A 21,903-nucleotide genomic window follows, 5' to 3' on the forward strand; every position below is an offset into this window, starting at 1 on the left:
ATTGGTTTGCCGTGTTATCCGCTGATGGCATACACTAGCCACGACGTTAACTATATGTAAACAGGAAGATATCTATGTCACAACTCGTTCATTTCCAGGGCAACCCGGTTACTGTTGCAGGTTCCATTCCACAGGCTGGCAGCAAAGCACAGGCTTTTACTCTGGTGGCTAAAGATCTGTCTGACGTCACACTGTCTCAGTTTGCTGGCAAACGCAAAGTCCTGAACATTTTCCCAAGCATCGACACCGGCGTCTGTGCTGCATCCGTGCGCAAATTCAACCAGCTGGCGACGGAAATGGACAACACCGTTGTGCTGTGTATTTCTGCCGATCTGCCGTTCGCCCAGTCCCGTTTCTGCGGTGCTGAAGGCCTGAGCAACGTCATTACCCTCTCCACCCTGCGCAGCCCGGATTTCCTGGAAAACTACGGCGTGAGCATCGCGGAAGGCCCACTGAAAGGCCTGGCAGCGCGCGCTGTACTGGTTATCGATGAAAATGACAACGTCGTGTTCAGCGAACTGGTTAACGAAATCACCACCGAGCCGGATTACACTGCCGCGCTGGACGTGTTGAAAGCATAATGAATGCTTAGCATTCTATATAGCTTAGCAATCTAATGAAATAACAGGGTTTATTTCTCTTTGCAGGCTCTGGAAGACGACACATGACAAACCTCGCACTGGCGGGGTTTTTTATTCCCTTTAAGCTGAATCGTTAAAGCTAAACCCTTCGCTGTTCACATTTACTGTGCAATTAATTGTATTGAAGTTAACTTAATTGCGATCTTATTCGCACATTAGACCTTAAATATTCATATTTTCTTCCCCAGTGAAGCACATCACATTTCCCTTCAGGTCAAAACATTAGATTTGCTGACGAAAGCAAATAATCGTTTCAGCAAAAAGGAAAGGATATGAAAATTAAACTGGCTATTACGCTCCTTGCGGCTTTGATTTCGGGTCATGCTGCGGCGAAAACCTGGGTGCTGACAAGCGCTGAAAGCGGCGTGGAGAAAGGAAACTGGAAAATAACGAGCGATGAGCTGAAGGTAAAAGATCAGGCGTTCAGCATTGAACAAAAAGTGTTGCACGGTGGCAAACAGGAAGGCAGCAAAATCCTTGTTATCAGCAGTAAAAGTGGCCTGACAATTACCTTAAGCCCCTCTCGCGGCATGAACCTGCTCCGTGTGGAAGGCTTCGGCACCAGAATGGGCTGGGATTCCCCGGTAAAAGAGGTCGTGAACCCGGCATATATTAATCTGGAAAGTCGCAACGGGCTTGGCTGGCTGGAAGGTTTCAACGAGATGATGGTGCGCTGTGGCTATGAGTGGACGGGCCACCCGGTCACGGCTGACGGCCAAATCTATACGCTTCACGGCAAGGCGGGCAATACGCCTGTATCGCAGGTTGAAGTTGAGGTGGCTGACGCCGCCCCCCATGAAATTCGAATTCGCGGTTTGATCAAAGAGAGCACGTTCAAAAAAGCAGATTTGCAGACCATGACCGAACTGCGTTACGTCCCAGGAACCAACCAGTTCAGTTTGCATGATGTTCTGACAAACCATGCTGATTACCCGCATGATTATCAAATCATCTACCACAGCAACTTTGGTACCCCGATCCTCGAAGAAGGCGCGCGCTTCCTTGCCCCGGTCGCGAGCGTCAGTCCATTCAATGACTACGCGAAAGCCGGTGTCAACGACTGGCAGACCTATGCCGGGCCAACGAAAGGCTTCGATGAGATGGTGTTTAACCTCAAACCGCTTGCGGATAACAACCACGAAACCCTCGCGGCCGTGGTGAATAAAGCCGGTGATAAAGGGGCGTCCATTCAGTTTGATACCCGCCAGTTGCCGGTGCTGACCTTATGGAAAAACACCGACACCCTGAAGCAAGGTTATGTGACCGGTATTGAGCCGGGTACCAGCTACGCCTACCCGGTCACCATTGAGCGCGAACAAAAACGCGTTAAGCAATTGCAACCGGGAGCCAGCACACAGTTTGATCTGACCTATACCCTGCTCCATAACCCGCAACAGGTGAAAGACGTGGAGAACCGAATTGCATCGATTCAGGGAGAGACAAAGGTCGACATTAATAGCACCCCTATCGCAAAAGAATGAGTAAAAAAAAAGCCTCTTTACAGAGGCTTTTTACCGTTATTCGTCACCCTTCTTCTGATTCAAACCATACTCTCGCAACTTATTGGCAATCGCGGTGTGTGAAACGCCAAGGCGTTTTGCCAGCTTACGGGTGCTTGGATAGCTACGATACAGTTGCGTCAGCACGGAGCGCTCAAAACGGCTGGTAATGTCATCCAGCGAACCTTCCATCGCCTCTTCACCTACTGACACCGTCCCGGCATCGTAATCCGGTAACAGAATATCCTGCGGACGCAGTTCATAACCTTCCAGCTGCGTCAGCGCGCGGTAAACGGCGTTCTTGAGCTGGCGAATGTTGCCCGGCCAGCCGTAGCGCATGAGCACCGTGCCGAGATCGGCTGAAAGCTTCGGACGCGGTACCCCCTGCTCGTCGGCAAAGCGCGCCACAAAGAGTTCGGTCAGCGGCATGATATCCTGCGGGCAATCGCGCAGCGGTGGGATATTCAGGGTCAGGACATTCAGGCGGTAGTAGAGATCCTCGCGGAATACCCCTTTTTGCACCAGTTCGACCAGGTTTTTCTGCGTCGCACAAATCACACGCACATCCACATGAACTTCGTGATCCTCGCCTACGCGGCGGAACGTGCCATCATTGAGGAAGCGCAGCAGCTTGGCCTGCATGCGTGGCGACATTTCACCAATCTCGTCCAGCAGCACGGAACCGCCGTTAGCCTGCTCGAAGAACCCTTTTTTACCTTCCGGCGCGTGACCAAATAATTCGCTTTCGACGGCATCTTCCGGAATCGAGGCGCAGTTCAGGGCCAGATACGGTTTTGCCGCTCGCGGGCTGGCCAGATGCACAGCATGCGCCAGCAGGTCCTTCCCGGTACCGGTATCGCCGGTAATCAGCAGTGGCGCGGTCAGACTCGCGAGTTTGCGCGCCTGGTCCACCACATGCCGCATTTTCGGGCTGACGGCAATAATCTGGCTGAATGCCCCCACATCCTGACTGGAGATATTTTGCAGCTGACGGCCCATGCGCACGGTAGAACGCAGCATGATCACGGCGCCGGTCAGAACGCGCGTGTCGGCCTCGCCTTTCAGATAGACCGGCGTTATCTCCATTAAGAAATTCTGTCCGTGGATAACCACATGCTCGCTGTGGGTGTTCTGCGGATTGCTGTCCAGCCAGCGCTGGAAGTTAAAGCCGGGAATCAACTGTGCTGCGTTGTGGTTGCTGAGTTTTTCCTGACTCTGCGCGAACAGCTGGCAGCTGGCATGGTTAACACGCTCAACCTTACTTTTTAAATCCAGGGAGAGGAAAGGCTCTGGCATGGCTTCAAGCAATGCGCTCAATGCCAGATGCTCACGCTCCGACGGCATCCAGGGGATGGTGCGTACATCCGTAACGCCAGCGATACGGCGTATTTCTGCCATCAGGCTACTGAACGTATTAAATTCAATTTCGGCAAAATTGAGGTAAATTCGCCCGACAGGATCGATCTCAATGCCACGTAAATCAATGCTACGTAAAACAAGAAGATCGAGTAATTCGCGGGTCAGACCGAGACGGTCTTCACAGAAGACTTCAAGACGCATGGGAAATTCACCGTTTTAAGCCAATAACATTAAAATGATATGTCAGAACACGGTGATCGGGAAGATGGCTGTCAACAAATATTGACAGCCAGCACGATTAATGACCAAACCGGCTACTGAACCGGTTTTTTATTGAGCGTCTCTTTGAGCTGACCGATTAACTCACGTCGGAAATCCCCCAATCGCGGCTTATCGCCATCAATCCATGGCAGTGGACGGCACACTTCCATCGCTTTGATGCCCAGACGGGCGGTCAACAAACCGGCACCAATACCCTGCGCGGCACGGGCAGAGAGACGCGCCGCCAGATCCTGCGACATCCAGTCCATCCCCACTTCCCGCACGAGCTCACTTGCTCCGGCAAAGGCGATGTTGAGCAATACCAGACGGAACAAGCGAAGGCGGCTGTAGTACCCCAACTCAATGCCGTATAAAGCAGCAATCCGGTTAATCAGACGCAGGTTACGCCAGGCGATAAACGCCATATCCACCAGCGCCAGCGGGCTGACAGCAATCATCAGGGTTGATTCCGCAGCAGAGCGGCTGATTTCGCGCCGCGCCTGGGCATCCAGCACCGGCTGCACCATGTGGGAATACAACGTCACCACTTCACGATCGTTCTGGGTTTCATGGATAGCGGCATACCAGCGCTGAAGCGCCGGGTGTGACTGGTCAATACCCGCCTGACTGGCCAGCTTTTCACAAAACGCGCGGCCTTTGCCGGTTCCGTGACTGTGGAGCAAATCCCGCGCTTCATCACGCTCATGGGCGCGCTGTCGCAGGCGCCACAGGCGACGCCACTCGGTCGCAACAGACCCGACACCCGCCCCCACAATCAGAGCACCGGCAGCGCAGCCGCCCAACGCGACCCAGTCCTGGGTTTGCCAGGCGTTGGCCGCCCACTGGACGCCTTGCCCAACCACGCTGACGCCAAACAATGCCAGCCCGGCAGTCACCATCTTTCGCCACAGGCTGCGTTTTGGGCGTAGCGCGGCTTCCACGACCGCTTCAGCCGGCCCCTCTTCAACAAGCAGCTCTTCGGTCAGCGCCGGGGCAAAATTATCTGCCTGCGGGCCATTAAACGTCTGCGCGGTTTTAAACGCCTCCGGGTGCTCTTGCTCAAGCGTTCCGGTAAAATCAATGCGCGGTTTTAACGGTTCCGTCATCGCAATTTATCTCCAATCAAAAACTCCAGCGCCGCATCCAGACGGATATGCGGTAACGGCTGATCGACCGTCATGGCCTGCGGGCGGAAGGCTTCAAACTGGAAGCCCTGGTTCTGCCAGAAGGCCGGCCCCGGAAGGCGGGCGGGCACTTCGCCCGGATAGACAGTAAGCGGTTCGCCGTCGCTGAGACGATTCCCGCGCAATGCCGGTATTTTCTCGCCATTAAGGTCAATCAACCCACTCTGTGTCGCCTGTACGGAAGCCAGTCCAAGGCAATCCATGCTGATCCCTTCGAACGCGGCATTCTGCCAGGCGTCCTGCACCAGTTGCTGCAGCAGCGACACCATATTGGCATGCTGATCGACCGTCACGTGATCGGCTTTTGTGGCCGCAAACAGCAGCTTGTCGATAACGGGTGAGAAGAGACGGCGAAACAGCGTGCGCTGCCCGTAGTGAAAACTTTGCATTAACTGTGTCAGCGCCAGGCGCATATCGTTGAAGGCCTGCGGCCCGCTGTTCAGCGGTTGCAGGCAATCCACCAGCACAATCTGACGGTCAAAACGCAAAAAGTGGTTTTTATAAAAACCTTTCACCACCTTTTCACAGTAGTAATTGTAACGCTCGCGCAGCATTCCGGCGTTAGTGTGTTTGTCCGCCTGGGCCAGTTTTGACTCCCCGATGCCATCCACGTCCGGCCACGGGAAAAACTGCAGCGCAGGTGCGCCCGCCAAATCTCCCGGCAGAACAAAACGGCCCGGCTGGATGAAATGCAGCCCTTCCTGCTTACACTGATGCAGGTACTCCGTCCAGGCCTCGGCAATTGCCGCCAGCCGGTTTTCATCGGCAGGGGCCAGCGGATCCAGGCCTTCGCACAGTTTTCGCCATTTCGTCGACCACTCGGCGCGGTTGCCCTGCAACAGCCCCGTCATCTGCCGTGACCAGCTGAGATAATCCTGTGCCAGCATAGGTAAATCGAGCAACCACTCACCGGGGTAATCCACAATTTCCAGATACAGGGTGGAGGTATCTTTGAAGTGGCGCATCAGGGATTCATTAGAGCGAAAACGCAGCGCAAGGCGAATTTCACTCACCCCGCGCGTCGGCGTCGGCCAGGTGGGCGGTTCACCATAAAGCTGAGCCAGCCCTTCATCATAGGTAAAGCGGGGAATGCCAAAATCGCGCTGAGGCACACGTTTAACCCCCAGCAGGCGCTCTTCCCGCACGGCGCTCAGCAGCGGCAGCCGCGCCCCACTGTGCAGGTTAAGCAGCTGGTTCACCATCGCGGTGATAAACGCCGTCTTGCCGCTGCGGCTCAGCCCCGTCACCGCCAGACGCAGATGACGGTCAACGCCACGGTTCACCAGTGAATTGAGTTCGTTCTTAAGTCGCTTCATCGCCGTCCTTCATTGCCCGGAAGCCTCAAATACATTGCTTCAGAATACAATAAATGGGGGCAGATCGTTGATTATCAATTCTTATTTATTGCTATTGCCGTTTTCTCTCCAGTAAGATGAACGACATTGCTGTTAGTCAGGAGTGAGTAAGGTGTATGTCACCCACCATCTATGATATCGCACGGGTTGCCGGCGTTTCGAAATCAACCGTCTCCCGCGTTCTGAATAAACAAACGAATATTTCTCCTGAAGCGCGTGAAAAAGTGTTGAAGGCGATTGACGAATTAAATTATCAACCCAATAAACTCGCCCGCGCCCTGACCTCTTCTGGCTTCGACGCCATTATGGTTATTTCGACACGCTCGACGAAAACCACCGCCGGCAACCCGTTTTTCTCTGATGTTCTGCATGCCATTACAGCCAAAGCTGAAGAGGAAGGTTTTGACGTTATTTTGCAAACCTCGAAAAGCAGTGAAGACGATCTGCTGAAATGCGAAAGTAAAATAAAACAAAAAATGATTAAAGGGATCATCATGCTGAGCTCACCGGCAAATGAATCCTTTTTCACAACGCTGGATGCTTATGGCGTACCGGTGGTCGTCATCGGGAAAGTCGAAGGTGATTTTCAGAATATTTACTCGGTCGACACGGATAATTTTCACGACAGCGCCACGCTAACAGAAACCTTTATTAAAAATGGCCGACGTAACATTGCCTGTCTGCATGCGCCGCTCAATTATCATGTTTCGATTGATCGTCTTGCCGGTTATAAATCCAGCCTGGAAAAACACGGCATCACCATTAACCCGGCGTGGATCATCGACGGCGGATATACCCATGAAAGCGCGCTTGCCGCGGCCACAGAATTGCTCTCCTCGGCCACGCCACCTGATGCGGTATTTGCCACCGACAGCATGAAGTTACTCAGCCTTTATCGCGCGGCGGATACTCTGGATCTGAGGATCCCCGAGCAGGTTGTGATTGCAGGATACAGTGACCCGATGCTCTCTCTCATTTTAACGCCAGCACCCGGGGGCTTTGATATCCCAACCCGCAAGCTGGGTGAAGAGAGCTGCAATCTTCTTTTCAGGCGTATCGCCGGTCAGCCTGCGCCACAAAAAGTGCTTGTCGATACCCGCTTTACGTTAGCGCCCTCTCTTCGCTAAAACCAGGGGCTGAAAGCCCCTGGCATCCGGTCTGTCAGAACGCGTAATTAACGCCAACACCCGCGTAGTGGAAACGGTCGCTGTCGCCTTCGTCATGGTTTTCCCATTCGTAGGCGTATTCCAGCGTCATGGATAATCCATTGTTGAAGTCATACGCGTACAATAAACCCAGTCGGTTGAAATCGTGTCCTTCACGATCGGGATCGTCCTGCCAGTCCCAGTTCGACCAGCGATCCAGCCCCAGACGGGTATATGGCGTGAGCGTCGTCTGGCCTAATGAAACAGGCAGATACGCGCGAATTTCCTGCGTTGAAAATTCGCCGTTATTACGTGAACTGTCCATATTGAAACCGCGCTCAAGATAATAGTTCACTTTAGCAGAGAAGGTTTCATTAATGGTCCAGGTAAAACCCGTTTCCGTTTCTACACGGCTGTCGGCATAACCGGTTTTTTCCAGGTCATTTGCAAACTGATACATGGCAAACCAGCCACCAAAACGCCAGTCGTCGGACAATTTAATATCCCAGTCCGGCTGAATTTTGTAACGCTGCATATTTGCGCTACCGTCTTTGGCACCGTGTTCATCTTTAAAGTGATAACCGTAATTACGGAAACCGCCGGTCAACCCGAGTGTAAAATCATCGGTGCCAATAAAGCGATAGCGTAATTCAAATTCCGGACGGTCAAAATAGGTCCCACGGGTCATGCTGCTGTAATCAACCGGTCCTTCCTGATACATTGCCAGCGAAAGAGTCCAGGCATCCCACGTGGCATTAAACCATACAGAGGGTTCATATAATCCATCTTTATCGTCGCCCTGACCTTCGACGTTTTCAATTTCATACATGGCACCGATATTAAATTCCCAGTGTTTTGCTGATTCCGTTGCATGCGCGCAGCTAACCCCTGCGCACAGAACGAGCGCAGCACTTCTTAGTAGAGTACTCATTTAAATGTTCCCTTTATAATTAACTCAAAAAAAACCGGAAATTTGCATTTCCGGCGAACGCCTTTCTTATCTAATAGCCACTTCAGTATCAGCGTCGAAGAAATGACATTTATTCATATCGAACTGGATGCCGATATTATCCCCCGCCGCATAATCATTTACCGCTCCTGCACGAACAACCAGCTCATGCCCGCCCACGGTGGCATAGAGCATGAACTCAGCCCCGGTTAGTTCGGCCACGCTGACTTTTGCCGCAATATCATCCCCACGGCTTTGCAGCGTCAGAATATCTTCCGGCCGGATCCCAAAGACCACGGCTTTACGCTGATATCCGGCGGCATTCACCGCCGCCAGCGTGTCTTCAGGTATCTCCAGACGCAGCGTTTCCGTCACGAAATAGCGATCGTCTATCGCGCCCCGAATAAAATTCATTGCCGGTGATCCGATGAAGCCCGCCACAAACATATTCGCCGGTTCGTTGTAGACCTGCTTAGGTGCCCCCACCTGCTGAATAACGCCATCCTTGAGGATCACAATGCGGGTCGCCATCGTCATCGCTTCCGTCTGATCGTGGGTCACGTAAATCATTGTGGTGTTGAGCTTCTGGTGCAGCTTGCTGATTTCAGCGCGCATTTGCACACGCAGCTTGGCGTCGAGGTTAGAAAGCGGTTCATCCATTAGAAATACGCCAGCTTCGCGCACAATCGCCCGTCCTAACGCCACGCGCTGACGTTGGCCACCCGACAATGCGCCAGGTTTACGCGTGAGGTAATCACGCAACCCCAGGATTTGTGCCGCCCAGTTCACGCGCTCTTCAATGACCGCGGGGGCAATTTTTTGCATCTTCAGGCCAAACGCCATGTTGTCGTAAACCGTCATATGCGGATAAAGCGCATAGTTCTGGAAAACCATCGCAATGTCGCGGGACTTGGCGGGCACATCGTTCATGCAGACACCGTCAATCACCAGCTCACCGGCGGAGATCTCCTCCAGCCCGGCAATCATGCGAAGCGTCGTCGATTTACCGCACCCCGAGGGACCCACAAAGACGATAAACTCCTTGTCCTCAATTTCGAGGTTAAAATCCTTAACCACATGGACCTGGTTATCGTAGATTTTCTGAATATGTTTCAGAGACAGTTGAGCCATTTTTAATTCCTTATCATTACCGTTCGGGATGCCCAGAAATCCGTCAGGCATTTCCAGGTCAGTTCCTGCGTTGAATGAAGTTGTAATCCCGCATGGTTCAGGCCAGGCCCAATCCCGACCGAGAGCATTCCCGCCGCGTTGATTGCCTCAATACCGGCTGCAGCATCTTCTATTCCGATAGCCTGCTCGGGGCGCACGTTCAGCCCGGCGCAGGCCGCAAGAAAGATCTCCGGGTCCGGTTTTGAGCGGGCAATGCGCGAGGCATCGGCGCAGAAATCAAAGGCCCTCTCAATGCCCAGCGCCTGCAAAATACCGGGGGCGTTAAGGGACACTGAGGCCAGCCCGATTTTGACGTTCGCCGCACGAATTTCCGCCAGCACCTCGCGGATACCCGGAAGCAGAGAATCCTGCGTCAACGACGCCAGAGACCCGACGTAGCGCGCGTTCTTTTTATCCGCGAGCGCCTGCCGCTGCTGGTCGTTAAACTCCCCCTCTTTTCCGCCATGGCGCAAGATCCGCTGCAGTGATTCCATACGGCTTATGCCTTTCAGCTCGTCGTTGAACGCCACGTCGAGCGAGATGCCAATTTCCTGCGCCACGGCACGCCAGGCCAGAAAATGCAGATGCGCGGTATCGGTGATCACACCATCAAGATCGAAGACAACGGCCTCAGGCTTCATGATGTGCTCCTGTGGTAGCGGTCCCACCAAGAGATGTAAAAAAATCCCTGAAAGAGCAGACCTGCCGATCCGTTATGCACAGGGTTTTACCCCACAGCGTTAAGGTCACCGGTGCAGTGGTTTCAATCGTTAAAACATCATTTTCAAACGTGAAGTGCATGCGCGCGTTTCTCCATCGCAGCGGGAAAGCCAGTTTTCGCCAGTGGGCAGGCAGCTTCGGGGCAAGATGCAATTCCCCCTGGACGATCTGCATGCCGGCAAATCCCTGAATAACGCCGGACCAGATAGCCCCGGTGGCGGCAGCATGAATCCCGTCATCGCAGCTGTGCGGATCGTCGCCCAGATCGATGGCGATACCCTCGCGCCAGAAGGCGTAGGCCCTTTCCGTATCGCCACACCGGGCAGCAACAATTCCGTGAATCGCTTTGCTCAGCGAAGAGTCGTGTATGGTACGCGGCTCGTAGTACGCCAGGTTGGCAGCACACTGCTGTGGGGTAAACCGTTCCGGCAGCAGGTAGTTGAGCATCACCACGTCGGCCTGTTTAAGGATCTGCATCTCGTTCACTTCCGCGCGGGAGTAATCGAGCAGAATGGTCTGTTTACCCGCTTTCGCCTTATAGCGGCTCAGATCGATAGCCGGTTTCGCCATGAAGGTATCATCCTGAGGAAGGACCCCTTCTGCGTTGGCTTGCGGTAACCACAAACGGGACATAAACCGGCTGGCATTCTCCATGAAGCCATCATCTTCACGATTGAACATCGCCATAAACTGGCGCGCACAGGCGACATTGTGCCAGGCCAGATAGTTGGTGTAGGCATTGTTATTGACGTGCTCCGTGTACTCATCCGGCCCGATCACATCGTGGATTTCCAGGCGACCATTGACTTCCGTCGCCCGCCCCATCCAGAACGTTGCCGTCTCTATCAGTAGCGTCAGCCCTTCGTTACGCATAAAAGCGTCATCATGTGTCGCCTGCCAGTAGGCCACGACAGCCCAGGCAATGTCCGCCACAATGTGATGTTCTGCCAGCGCAGAGGCCACTTTCTGGCGCGTGCCCGTGCGGATGTTGATTGCCGCATATTCCGGCGTTTCCTCCTGACCGCTCGCGGCACTCTCCCAGGGGAAAAGTGCGCCAGGCCAGCCGTTGCGACGCGCTTTTTCACGAGCCCCGGCCAGGTTGAGCCAGCGATAACGCAGCAGACTGCGGGCGACCTGCGGACGCGTAAAGAGATGGAAAGGCAGCAGGAAAATTTCGGTATCCCAGAAGACGTGGCCTTTATACCCTTCGCCGGTCAATCCTTTCGCGGCGATACTGCAGCGCTCATTGTCGGCAGGCGTCATGGCGGTCAGATGCCAGACGGTATAATCCAGCGCGAGCTGATCCTGCGGTTCCGCAGACGTTACCGCCACCCGCGCATCTCGCCAGACGTCTTCCCAGGCGCAGGCAGAGCTCTCCAGCAACGATGCGTAGCCTCGCGCTGCGCACACCTTGAGTTCGGCCAGTGCGTTACGCGCAAACGACGACTGCGAAAGGGCTTTGTCACTGCGGTGGGCGACCCAGACGATCTTTTCAAGCGTGACAGTGTCACCCTGCGAAACGTTCAGGTCGTAATGCGCACTGATGCGACGATTTTTAGCGGTAAAGCAGCTTTCGCTACCCGCTGAAAGCCGGCAGAACGCGGATATAACGACGTCAGAGACCCGGTCCTGCGTTTCATACACGCCCTGCATACAGTTCTGGTCGAATACCCGGACTGAAATCTCATCCAGATGCTGCCTGCCGCTGTTGGTTTGCGTCGCATCAATTCCGGTTTTCAACACCACCTGCGAGGGCCCATCAAGGGGAGTGATGGCGAGTTGCATTGCCACTAACGGCAGCTGAGCGAGAGAAACGAAACGACGGCTCTCCAGGCGATAGCGTTTCCCGTCGGGCGAGCGCCAGAGCACGCTGCGACGCAGTTCACCATTGGCAAACGCCAGCTCGCGCTGCCACTCAAGAAGCGCCCCGGAAAGCAGGGTAAAATTCACACCATCCAGTTCAACCTCAATACCGGTAATATCCGGCAGATTGATTAACTCCGTGGTCTCATTGCGACCTGCGCGATGGTAAAGCCCGGCGAGATACATGCCTCTGGTTTGCTGGGTGTAATCCTCTTCGTGTGCCGCGCGAATGCCCATGTAGCCATTGCCGCAAGCCATGATGGAGGCGTATTTATTCAGACTGTGGGGAGAGAAGCCCGGTTCGGTTAAAACAGACACATTCAGCATAACGTCACGCTTTCCCCTGTATCCGCCGATTCATAAAGCGCGGCAACAAGTTGCTGGATAACCAGCCCCTGTTCCGCATCTGCGATCATAACCGGCTCTCCCAGCACATGGCGTACAAACGCCTCCATGCTGCGCAGGTGACGCTGGTCGTCTGCCTCATCACGCTGCATGAGGGTCTGTAAAACGCCCGCCTCATCGTGGTAAATGTGAGCCGGGAAGAGCGTGGCCCCCGCCTTTTCGCCACAGAATGAAACATTCATGATCGACTGCTCGCGGATATTCAGCGCAAACGAGGTATCCAGGCGCAGAACGCCGCCATTGCAGAATTCAATTGTGCCAAACAAAGCATCTTCAACGGTAAACCGGGCGGGATCCCACTCGCCAAACTGTCCACTGTTTTTACGGTTCCCCAGCTTCTGGAAGCTGTGGGCGGTCACCCTTTTTACCGCCGGGAAACCCAGCACATACATCGCGGCATCCAGCATATGAATACCGATATCGATAAGCGGTCCGCCACCCTGTAGCGATTTGTTCGTAAAGACGCCCCAGCCCGGCACGCCGCAACGACGCAGCGCCTGCGCCGACGTAAAGTAGATCTCACCTAACGCCCCGTTTGTGACAGCGTCACGTAGCAGCTGCGTGTCGAGCGCAAACCGATGGTGAAAATCATACGCCAGCACTTTTCCCGCTTTACGGGCCGCCCTGCGCATCTGGTCAGCCTGTTGCGGCGTCATGGCAGGCGGTTTTTCGCACATCACATGACATCCGGCCTCCAGTGCCGCCATGACATGTTCAAAATGGAACCGGTTTGGGGAGCAGACGCTGACCACATCAGGTTTTGCCGCCTGCAGCATTTCAGATGCATTCTGCCAGACCGAAGGAATTGCATGACGTTCCGCAAACGCCTGTGCCTGTTCAAGGCCGCTGTCCATGACAGCGACCATTTGAACATCACTGCGTGTGGCGTAATACGAGGCATGCACTTTGTCCGCGACCTGCCCGGCGCCAATAATGGCGACGCGCAGAAGCGAAGGTGTTGAAGCACTCATCACGCTCGTCATCCTTAGCATTCACGCAGATACGTGAGTGAATCCTGGTAAGCCTGGGCCGGATCGTCGGCGCGGACACGGCACTCATACACCACGTAGCCCTGATAGTTGTCCGCACGAAGCTGCCCGAACAACGTGGCAAAATCCAGCGTCCCGCTGCCAGGCTGATAGCGATGGTTATCGGCGATATGCACATGACCCAGCAGATCCCGGTTGCGATGCAGCGCCTCTGTTAGCGAATCTTCTTCGATATTCATGTGGTAAAAGTCGCCGATGATCTGCACATGTCTGAGCGCGTTTTCTTCGATATAGCGACGCGCATCCGCGAGCGTGTTGATCATGTGATCCTGGTAGCGGTTGAGCGGCTCAAGGTAAACGGTGGTCCCGGTACGCGCCGCCACTTCATCCAGCCAACGCAGCGAAGCACTCACCGCTTCGCGGTCACCCGCCAGGCTGCGTGGAGAGGTCATCGGCGGCAAACGGAAGGTAAACATTCCCCAGGCGGCGGGCACAATAATCCCCTTTCCACCCACTTCAGCCAGCGCTTCCAGGATGCGTTCGATCTGTTTTAATCCGTTCAGACGACGTTCTTCAATGAAGTCACCAATCCAGCCGTCATATCCCCCACAGGCGGTGGTCACCGGCAGGCCCGTGGCGGTGATTGCGGCTTTCACTTCATCGAGATTATCCACCAGCAGTTTGCCGTCAATTTCAAAGCCATCAAAACCCATCGCTTTGATGTACTGGAATTTCTCCAGAATAGAAATCGGGAAAAAGGCCTGGTTTTGCGTTGCGATTTTCATTGATGCTCTCCTTAGCTTAAAAAGTGACGCCCATCTTGATGCTCAGTTCCGGATGCTGATCGACATACTTCATGTAGCTCTCAGCGCTGGTGGTAAAGGTGACAACCGGGTCAATCAGATCTTCGCAGTTCAGATAACCGTTCATCAGCAGTTCCCAGCAGGTCTCTTCAATACGCTTGCGGCTCCAGCGCGGGTAATCCGGGTTGGGTTCGCTGCAGGCGCGCGAGAAAACGATTTTCGCGTTATTGAAGTGGGCTTCACGCCCCAGATTGAACCCTTCTGCGAACGGTTTCGCGAAAGCCACGTAGGAGATCGTTCCACCGTAGGCGAGCCCGCGCAGCGCAGACTGCAATGCATCGGCAAAACCGCTGGTTTCGATAATCACGTCAGCGCCCTGCTTTCCGGTCAGTTTTTTAATCTCCAGACCGATATCGGTGCCAAACGGATTGAGGCAGTAATCGGCCCCGTGACGGCGGGCAATTTCGCAGCGATGTTCGATAGGATCGACACCGATGACGATGGATGCACCGGCTTTTTTCGCCAGCTGAATCGCAATCTGCCCAATGGCACCCAGTCCGACCACAACGACAAAATCCCCTACCCGCACGTTAGCATCACGCACGCCGCTCATGGCGAACTGCGCAGGGTCGTAACAGACGGCATTTTTCCAGGAAGACCCTTGCGGCATTTTGCGCAGCTTGTAGTTATTAACGGCATTCACGATGACCGTCTCCTGCAGCGGCCCATAGCAACAGACACGGTCGCCCGTCTGGTACTCCGTCACGTCATCGCCGCATTCGATAATGTCGCCAACAATCATGTTGCCCAGCTGGAACTTACCAAACTCAATGCCCCGCGCCGCGCCCTCTTCACGCGGGGTAAACATTTGCCACTCCGCGTTAAACTCCTCATCAATGAAGGGACTTGCCGCACGGAAATCTACCACTTCGGTGCCGTGTTTTGGCGCGCCGAAGCGCGCACGAATTTTCACTTCATGGACGGCAACAGGACGATCTTCATATTCCACCAGCGCCGCTACACGAGGCGCTGTCGCAACTAACTTTTTCATGACTGACTCCTAGTTAAAACTGGCCGCCTCAGCCTTTAACGCCACCGGCGGTCAAACCACTTTTGATAAAACGTTCAGACAGTGCGTACATGATGACCACCGGAAGCGCTGTCACCAGCGATGCCGCCATCATGCGACCCCAGATATAATCTGGCGTGCTAAAGAGGGTGTTCAGCCCAACCGGCAAGGTGAAATTGCTGGCGCTGGACAGGAAAATGGATGCAAACAGGTAGTCGTTCCATGCCACCATGAAGCAGTAGACGAACACCGACACGAGGCCGGAAATCGCCAGCGGAACGGTAATGCGGAAGATAATTTGCAGGCGGTTAAGCCCGTCCATCATCGCGGCTTCTTCTATTTCATCCGGAATGGTGTCGAAATAGCTGCGCAGCATAAAGACGGCTGTCGGCAGCGTCTGGGTCACCATGGTGATAATCAGCGCCAGCTCCGTGTCATAGATCCCCAGCGCGGTGATGATTTTGAACAGCGGCACCACCAGCAAAATCCCCGAGAACATATAGACGGTGTAAAAACTCGCATTGATCGTCGTGCGTCCTTTAAAACGCAGTTTGGATAACGCGTAAGCCCCCAGCGTGCCGAGAAAAACGGCAATTACCGACGAGGTCAGCGAGACCACCATGCTGTTTCTGAAGTAGTCCACAAACGGGAAGATCAGCGGATTAAAGATGTCGATGTAATGCTGCAGCGTCCACGCCTGCGGCAGGATGGTCGGATGGAGCGATATCGCCTCTTTCGCGCTCTTAAGCGAGGTCATTAACATCACAAAGAACGGGAACAGCGTGATGATCAGAAACACCGCCAGCCCCAGATAAAAACCGAGACGACCCAGTACGCGTTTATTTGTTGCCATTGAGGTTTACCCTTTTTCTGGTCAGCAGAATGACGGCGAAGATGATCACGAACAGCACCACGGAGATGGCAGCGGCTTTCCCGAGGTCATTGAAGGCAAATGCGGTCTTGTAGAGATAGACGCCCAAAATATCGATCTTGGTGGTCAGGAGATAAACATCAGCGAACATATAGAACATCCAGATGGTTCGCAGTGTAATCACCGTGGCCAGCACCGGCATAATGGCGGGCAGCGTGACGATACGAAAACGCTGCCAGGCATTTGCCCCATCCATTTCCGCGGCTTCGTACAGCGATTTATCGATGGTCTGCAATATCGCGAGGAACGAGATAAACGCGTAGGGGAAGTAACGCCAGATGGCGAACAGCACCACCAGCACAAAACTGCTGCCCGGGTTGTCGAACCACAGCGGCGCCTGGTCATACAGGTGCAACAGATCGACACCCAGATAGTTCACAATGCCGTAGCCGTTGTTGAACATGTATTTCCATGCAAACACCAGCGAGATGGATGGTGTGACGTAGGACAAAATCACCAGTGAACGTGCCGTTTTCCGCAGACGAAATTCCCGGTTAAAAAAGAGGGCAACGGCCAGCCCCAGCGCCGTGCTGCCCATCACCACCAGGGCGGTGTACCAGAACGTCATCCACAGGGAGTGCCAGAATGCGCCATCGCTGAGGATACGAACATAGTTATCCAGCCCGACAAACACGGCGCTAATGCGCGGGTTAAGCGGCAAACGTAAAAAGCTGATTTCAATATTGGAAATCATCGGCCAGGCCACCAGGCCCCCCAGCAAAATCAGGCTGGGGGCCAACAGCAGCATGGCGAAAGGCATATCTGAACGACCAGAAAACAACGTCTTCATAATTTCCTTCCGCAGAGCGCTCCTATCGTTGTGAAATCAGGTCAGTCAGTCGCTTTTGGCTGTTGCTTAACGTTGCAGTGAGATCTTGTTGACCTACTGTGACGTTATGCACCATGGAACTGATGATGCCGGACCCCGTTACATCACCCATGCGGGTAAAGTTTTTGTCGCCCACGGCGCCAAATACCTGCACATTCGGGAACTGGGCGATAAGCTCATAGGGAAGTTGACCAAATGCTTTAATGACCTCGTTGTCTTTCCAGGAGTCCGTGCCGACGACCAGTTTGTTCACCGGCAGCGCGGCACCCGGGGACATCATCACCCAGTCAGACGCGTTCTGTGCCTGCTCCATCCAGGTGACAAACTTCTGTGCAGCCTGGGTTTCATCTTCTGTTTGACCGGAGGTGATCGTCAGCGATGTGACCATGCCGTAGACCGCTGAAGACGTTTCAGTCGGAACGACAAAGCCCAGGTTGGCTGGGTTGCCGTCTTTATAGACCGCCGGCAGGATATAGGTGGAATACACCGCCATCGGCGCCGAACCATTCATAAAGGCATCTTTAATCTCCATGACATCGTTCGAGCCCGGCATGGTGGTCGCGGCCAGTGCTTTATAGAACGCCAGCGCGTTCACCATTTCCGGGGTATCGATGTTGATTTTCCCGTTGGCGTCAAAAACGTTCGCGCCACCGGAAAGCGCAAACTGAGAAAACGCCTGCTCGGTCATCACGCTTTCTGCCGTGGGTAGCGCTATGCCATAACGTTTTTTAGCCGGATCGCTGAGGCGTTGGCTGGCTTTCAGCAGCTGTTCCCAGTTATGCGGCTCCTCAATACCCGCCGCAGCAAGCACATCTTTGTGATACCAGACGCCAGACAGCCAGGCGCTGATTGGCACCCCCGTCCAGGCTGAGCCGTCTTCCGTGCGAACGACACGTAAAATTCCGTCATAGAAGGTGTTTTCGCCCACCGCTTTGATGGCGGCGTTGATCGCATCCCGGTCCAGCAGCTGCTCTTTATCCATGACTTTTGCGTAGTCATGGCTGACCTCAATGACCTCAGGCAGCGCACCGGTGCGGGCCAACGTAATCACTTTGGTGTTGTAGGCATCCTCTTCTACCGGTACCTGTTTCACCGTAATCGTCGGGTTCTCTTTCTCGAATTTTTCAATCAGTTTTGTAATTACCGCCTGACGCTCCTGTTCAACTGAGGAGTGCATAAACTCAATGGTGACAGCAGAGGGTTTGTCATCCTTACAGCCTGACAACAAGGCGCACGAAACCAGTGCTGATATCAGCACAATTTTGGGCATATTCATGTTTAAGGTCCTTTTTTAGTTTTCTTTAACCCACAACACATGCCATGGATTAAGGGTCAGAGTCGTACCAGTAATATCTTTCCCGGCGATCAATTCCCTGCCGGATGGAATATTCGACTCAAGCGTTTGAACGCGATCGCTGAAATTAAATAACGCGGTAACTTTTTCGCCGCTTTGCGCAATACGCATTATTTTTAATACATGCTCGCCTGCCGTACTAAAACAAGCCTGACTGTCAGGGTGGAATGCTTTTTCTGCACGCCTCAGGGCGATTAATTCACGCAATCTATAATAGACTTTCTGCCGCAGGCTATTTTCGTTCTCAAGTTCACTGTCGATTGCACCGGCGAGGTATTTTTTGCGGTTAATCGCACGGTTATATCCCAGGCGCTCCACGCCCTCATAATCATTACGCGAGCCAAGAATACTTTGGATATAGACGGCAGGCACACCGGGGAAACTCAGGAGTACAGCATGAGCCAGAATAAACCGGGCAATACGGTGATTGTCATCGCAGTCCCTTGTGCTTAACGCATCAAGATAAGTGACATTGATTTCATACGGGCTTCGCGTTCCATCCGGATTGTTTTTCCAGTTGACCAGCGCCCCCTCGGCCTGAAGTTTCTCTACCAGCGAGAGGATCTCAGACTCGGGTAAAATTCCGCGTAACGGATTGAGGCCAATCCCGTCATGCGAGGCCAAAAAGTTAAACCAGGTGGTTTTCGTGGAAGGAAGCGCCAACGACGACGCCCACTGACACAGCGCCCGGACATCCTGACGGTGTAGCGCATGCAGCACAAGCGGCGGCAAGGAGAACTGATACACCATCTGCGCTTCATTGTTGCCGTCACCAAAGTAGGCAACGTTGTCTTTATGCGGGACATTGGTCTCAGTGATTATCACCGTACCCGGCGCGACAGCCTCGGTAATGGCACGGAAAAGCTGGATAAGCTGATGGGTTTGTTCCAGATGGATACAGCTCGTTCCGGGTATCTTCCACATAAACCCAACGGCATCCAGACGAATGTAGCGCGCCCCTTCAGTCAGGTAGTGCAGCAGCACGTCTACCATCGCAATCAGAGCCTGAGGAGAGGCAAAATTGAGATCGACCTGGTCGCTGCTGAAGGTGGTCCACAGGTGGCGTACGCTGCCATCGTGAAGCGTAAACGGCGTGAGGAGGGGCAAAGCACGCGGTCGCGTGACGGCCGACAGATCCGTTTCAGGGTCAACAGAAATGAAGAAATCGTTATACCCCGGCATTTGCTTAAGGTAATTCGCGAACCATTGACTTTGCGCCGACATGTGATTGCAGACGAAATCAAACATCAAACTGGCTGATTGTTTTAATTCGGCGATGTCCTGCCACGTTCCTGTTTCCGGTGCAACTTCGTGGTAATCAATAACAGAAAAACCGTCGTCAGAAGACCACGGATAAAAAGGTAAAAGATGAACATGTGAAAAGGAGTGAGAGAGCCACTTATTATAAAACCGTGTGAAAACCGGCAGGGCTTTCTCCCCTTCTGCCGAAAACTGATCGGCATACGTAATCAGGACAACATCTTTTTCATCCCACCCCACCTTACGCTTATCTGTAATAACAGAAATCGCGTTATCAATCTTTTCCAGCAACACCGAAAAATGGGTATCGGAAAATGATTCCCCGTAAACAAGATTAATGATTTCTTTAATTTTAGCCTGCATTTTATTTTCCATGGTAGCGGTCCCACGGAACGCAATCTACTCTCATGAAAAATATCTGTCAACGGACCGGGACGCAGAAAAAGGCGATTGCAAAGCAGCTCAACGCAGTATTGTGAGCTGCCGCAAAGAAAGAAAGGGAAAGCGAAGAAGTATCGCTAGCCTGCCCCGAAAACGAGAAAGGCTAACGTACGCAGGAATTATTGGGGAAAGTAGCGGCGTGAAAGCCGTTTTGCCACTTTTTGCAGCAGAGGTTCGAGCGCCACAGCCAGCAACATTCTTACCGGCTTGCGGGCAACAGATTTTATCGCCCAACCCGCCACACCTGCCGGGCCGAAACGTAATGCCGTCAGCAGGACCAGTTTACCTGCGATTTTCAGGCCGGGTTTTACCTTCTGACCGGCCTGTTGCCAGTTTTGCTTCATGTATATTCTCTCTTAAAGCTGACGAAAACGGCTTCTCAGCGTGAAGGTGTCAGACGTGACATAGCGCTCCATCTCACGTAACCGCTTCTCCCCAGCGGCGAGTTGATCGTCAACCGCGTTGAGAAGATCGTTGCTGGTCGGTGCGCCTTCTGCGGCCAGTTCACCTTCCGGCATCGGGTCGAGTACAAACGACAGTACGATGTACGCCACCAGGGTGATAAACGCCAGACCGAAGAAGATCGACAGCACCGTTACCACGCGAACCAGTTTGACCGGGACATCAAGATAATGGGCCAGTCCGGCACAGACGCCGCGTACCATTCCCTGCTGCGGAATGCGCCACAATTTTTTGTTCAGGTTCAGTCCGGCCATTAACGGTCCCTCCAGTTTGGATGTTCTGCATCGAGGATATCTTCCAGCGCCTGAATGCGTTCGCGCATTTTATTCGCCTGTTCGGTCAGCTGTACGAGACGCTGTTGTTCACTCTGGGAAAGTTCACCACGTGAAGAACGGTTGCTGTAGTGCAGCCATAACCAAATCGGCAGAACAAACAGCACGAAAATGGTCAGGGGAATAGCCAGAAAAAGCGCGCTCATGTGTACTCCTTGTCTTACGATGCGTGGCGGCACACTCAGGTGCCGCACAAATTATTATTGGTTGTCTTGCTTCATTTTGGCTTTCAGCGCAGCAAGTTGCTCGCTGATTTCATCGTCCGCTTTCAGGTCAGCGAACTGCTGATCCAGTGACTTTTGTTTACCAATGCTGTGACTTTCCGCTTCCGCTTCCATATGGTCGATACGGCGTTCAAACGACTCAAAACGTGCCATTGCTTCATCCAGCTTACCGCTATCCAGCTGGCGACGTACATCGCGGGATGAGCTTGCCGCCTGGTGGCGCAATGCCAGCGCCTGCTGACGCGCACGCGTTTCGTTCAGTTTATTCTCAAGCTCACCAATCTCTTTCTTCATACGCGAAAGGGTATCATCGACCAGTGTGACTTCATGCTCGAGCGTCGCGACCATGTCTGCCAGCTTCTGTTTTTCAATCAGCGCGGCGCGGGCCAGGTCTTCTTTATCTTTACGCAGCGCAAGTTCTGCTTTTTCCTGCCATTCGTTAAGCTGAGCGGTCGCCTGCTCAATGCGGCGCGTTAACTGTTTTTTCTCAGCCAGCGCACGGGCGGAGGTAGAACGCACTTCAACCAGCGTATCTTCCATTTCCTGAATCATCAGGCGCACCAACTTCTGCGGATCTTCCGCTTTCTCAAGCAGTGAGTTGATATTGGCGTTCACGATGTCGGCGAAACGAGAAAAAATACCCATAATGTGATCCTCA

Annotated in this window: 21 protein-coding genes; 3 read left to right on the top strand and 18 right to left on the bottom strand. The window is 53.6% G+C overall.

Features of this window, described 5'->3' with window-relative positions:
- Positions 1-74 precede the first annotated feature (74 nt).
- Both tpx and ACN9MQ_RS11915 read left to right on the top strand, forming a co-directional pair.
- On the top strand, positions 75-581 hold the full coding sequence (gene tpx, locus ACN9MQ_RS11910; protein WP_020882472.1) for a thiol peroxidase: 507 nt from the start codon (positions 75-77) through the stop codon (positions 579-581).
- A 332-nt stretch (positions 582-913) separates the two neighbouring features.
- Complete coding sequence (locus tag ACN9MQ_RS11915) at positions 914-2,122, top strand: aldose 1-epimerase family protein (protein WP_426021036.1); 1,209 nt, start codon at positions 914-916, stop codon at positions 2,120-2,122.
- Between the two features lie 36 nt (positions 2,123-2,158).
- Here the strand turns inward: ACN9MQ_RS11915 and tyrR are convergent, their stop codons facing one another.
- From tyrR to ACN9MQ_RS11930, 3 genes are all read right to left on the bottom strand, one after another.
- Positions 2,159-3,700, bottom strand: a complete 1,542-nt coding sequence (gene tyrR / locus ACN9MQ_RS11920) for a transcriptional regulator TyrR (RefSeq protein WP_014170325.1) — start codon at positions 3,698-3,700, stop codon at positions 2,159-2,161.
- A gap of 113 nt (positions 3,701-3,813) precedes the next feature.
- Positions 3,814-4,866, bottom strand: coding sequence for a YcjF family protein (locus ACN9MQ_RS11925; RefSeq protein WP_138614097.1), 1,053 nt, complete (start codon positions 4,864-4,866; stop codon positions 3,814-3,816).
- Positions 4,863-6,260: a YcjX family protein gene (locus ACN9MQ_RS11930; RefSeq protein WP_049021890.1), complete on the bottom strand. Its 1,398-nt coding sequence runs from the start codon at positions 6,258-6,260 to the stop codon at positions 4,863-4,865. The genes ACN9MQ_RS11925 and ACN9MQ_RS11930 overlap by 4 nt, the downstream gene beginning before the upstream one ends.
- Before the next feature lie 155 nt (positions 6,261-6,415).
- Here ACN9MQ_RS11930 and ACN9MQ_RS11935 point away from each other — a divergent pair, with 155 nt between their 5' ends.
- Positions 6,416-7,426 carry a LacI family DNA-binding transcriptional regulator gene (locus tag ACN9MQ_RS11935; protein WP_025204022.1) on the top strand — a complete coding sequence of 337 codons (1,011 nt, stop codon included), beginning with the start codon at positions 6,416-6,418 and terminating at the stop codon, positions 7,424-7,426.
- A 34-nt stretch (positions 7,427-7,460) separates the two neighbouring features.
- On the opposite strand, the gene ACN9MQ_RS11940 is transcribed toward ACN9MQ_RS11935, so the two are convergent.
- The 15 genes from ACN9MQ_RS11940 to pspA all read right to left on the bottom strand — a co-directional run bounded on the left by ACN9MQ_RS11940 (position 7,461) and on the right by pspA (position 21,890).
- Entirely contained in the window at positions 7,461-8,375 is a 915-nt protein-coding gene (locus tag ACN9MQ_RS11940) for an OmpG family monomeric porin (RefSeq protein ID WP_025204021.1), read from the bottom strand.
- Positions 8,376-8,441: 66 nt separating this feature from the next.
- The gene (locus tag ACN9MQ_RS11945; protein WP_032669771.1) at positions 8,442-9,524 is read right to left on the bottom strand and encodes an ABC transporter ATP-binding protein; all 1,083 of its coding nucleotides are present in this window, start codon (positions 9,522-9,524) and stop codon (positions 8,442-8,444) included.
- A 2-nt stretch (positions 9,525-9,526) separates the two neighbouring features.
- Positions 9,527-10,204 (bottom strand): beta-phosphoglucomutase, encoded by a 678-nt coding sequence (gene pgmB, locus ACN9MQ_RS11950; RefSeq protein WP_426021035.1) that lies wholly within the window; start codon positions 10,202-10,204, stop codon positions 9,527-9,529.
- Positions 10,194-12,473: a glycoside hydrolase family 65 protein gene (locus tag ACN9MQ_RS11955; protein ID WP_426021034.1), complete on the bottom strand. Its 2,280-nt coding sequence runs from the start codon at positions 12,471-12,473 to the stop codon at positions 10,194-10,196. The genes pgmB and ACN9MQ_RS11955 overlap by 11 nt, the downstream gene beginning before the upstream one ends.
- Positions 12,467-13,525: a Gfo/Idh/MocA family protein gene (locus tag ACN9MQ_RS11960; RefSeq protein WP_154820319.1), complete on the bottom strand. Its 1,059-nt coding sequence runs from the start codon at positions 13,523-13,525 to the stop codon at positions 12,467-12,469. Before ACN9MQ_RS11960 ends, ACN9MQ_RS11955 begins: the two co-directional genes overlap by 7 nt.
- 11 nt (positions 13,526-13,536) lie before the next feature.
- Complete coding sequence (locus ACN9MQ_RS11965) at positions 13,537-14,325, bottom strand: sugar phosphate isomerase/epimerase family protein (RefSeq protein WP_426021033.1); 789 nt, start codon at positions 14,323-14,325, stop codon at positions 13,537-13,539.
- A gap of 16 nt (positions 14,326-14,341) precedes the next feature.
- Positions 14,342-15,394 carry a zinc-dependent alcohol dehydrogenase gene (locus tag ACN9MQ_RS11970; protein WP_284942444.1) on the bottom strand — a complete coding sequence of 351 codons (1,053 nt, stop codon included), beginning with the start codon at positions 15,392-15,394 and terminating at the stop codon, positions 14,342-14,344.
- A gap of 28 nt (positions 15,395-15,422) precedes the next feature.
- Positions 15,423-16,265, bottom strand: a complete 843-nt coding sequence (locus ACN9MQ_RS11975; RefSeq protein WP_025204015.1) for a carbohydrate ABC transporter permease — start codon at positions 16,263-16,265, stop codon at positions 15,423-15,425.
- Complete coding sequence (locus ACN9MQ_RS11980) at positions 16,252-17,133, bottom strand: carbohydrate ABC transporter permease (protein ID WP_426021032.1); 882 nt, start codon at positions 17,131-17,133, stop codon at positions 16,252-16,254. The genes ACN9MQ_RS11975 and ACN9MQ_RS11980 overlap by 14 nt, the downstream gene beginning before the upstream one ends.
- A gap of 22 nt (positions 17,134-17,155) precedes the next feature.
- Entirely contained in the window at positions 17,156-18,448 is a 1,293-nt protein-coding gene (locus ACN9MQ_RS11985) for an ABC transporter substrate-binding protein (protein WP_032678282.1), read from the bottom strand.
- 15 nt (positions 18,449-18,463) lie between these two features.
- Positions 18,464-20,161, bottom strand: coding sequence for a sugar phosphorylase (locus ACN9MQ_RS11990; protein ID WP_426021031.1), 1,698 nt, complete (start codon positions 20,159-20,161; stop codon positions 18,464-18,466).
- Between the two features lie 185 nt (positions 20,162-20,346).
- On the bottom strand, positions 20,347-20,571 hold the full coding sequence (gene pspD, locus ACN9MQ_RS11995) for a phage shock protein PspD (protein ID WP_014170342.1): 225 nt from the start codon (positions 20,569-20,571) through the stop codon (positions 20,347-20,349).
- Between the two features lie 12 nt (positions 20,572-20,583).
- Positions 20,584-20,943: an envelope stress response membrane protein PspC gene (gene pspC / locus ACN9MQ_RS12000; RefSeq protein WP_014170343.1), complete on the bottom strand. Its 360-nt coding sequence runs from the start codon at positions 20,941-20,943 to the stop codon at positions 20,584-20,586.
- On the bottom strand, positions 20,943-21,167 hold the full coding sequence (gene pspB / locus ACN9MQ_RS12005) for an envelope stress response membrane protein PspB (RefSeq protein ID WP_025204011.1): 225 nt from the start codon (positions 21,165-21,167) through the stop codon (positions 20,943-20,945). The genes pspC and pspB overlap by 1 nt, the downstream gene beginning before the upstream one ends.
- Positions 21,168-21,221: 54 nt before the next feature.
- Positions 21,222-21,890 carry a phage shock protein PspA gene (gene pspA, locus ACN9MQ_RS12010; protein ID WP_014170345.1) on the bottom strand — a complete coding sequence of 223 codons (669 nt, stop codon included), beginning with the start codon at positions 21,888-21,890 and terminating at the stop codon, positions 21,222-21,224.
- Positions 21,891-21,903 lie beyond the last annotated feature (13 nt).

Source organism: Enterobacter sp. R-25, from assembly GCF_049913205.1.
Classification (GTDB): domain Bacteria; phylum Pseudomonadota; class Gammaproteobacteria; order Enterobacterales; family Enterobacteriaceae; genus Enterobacter; species Enterobacter ludwigii.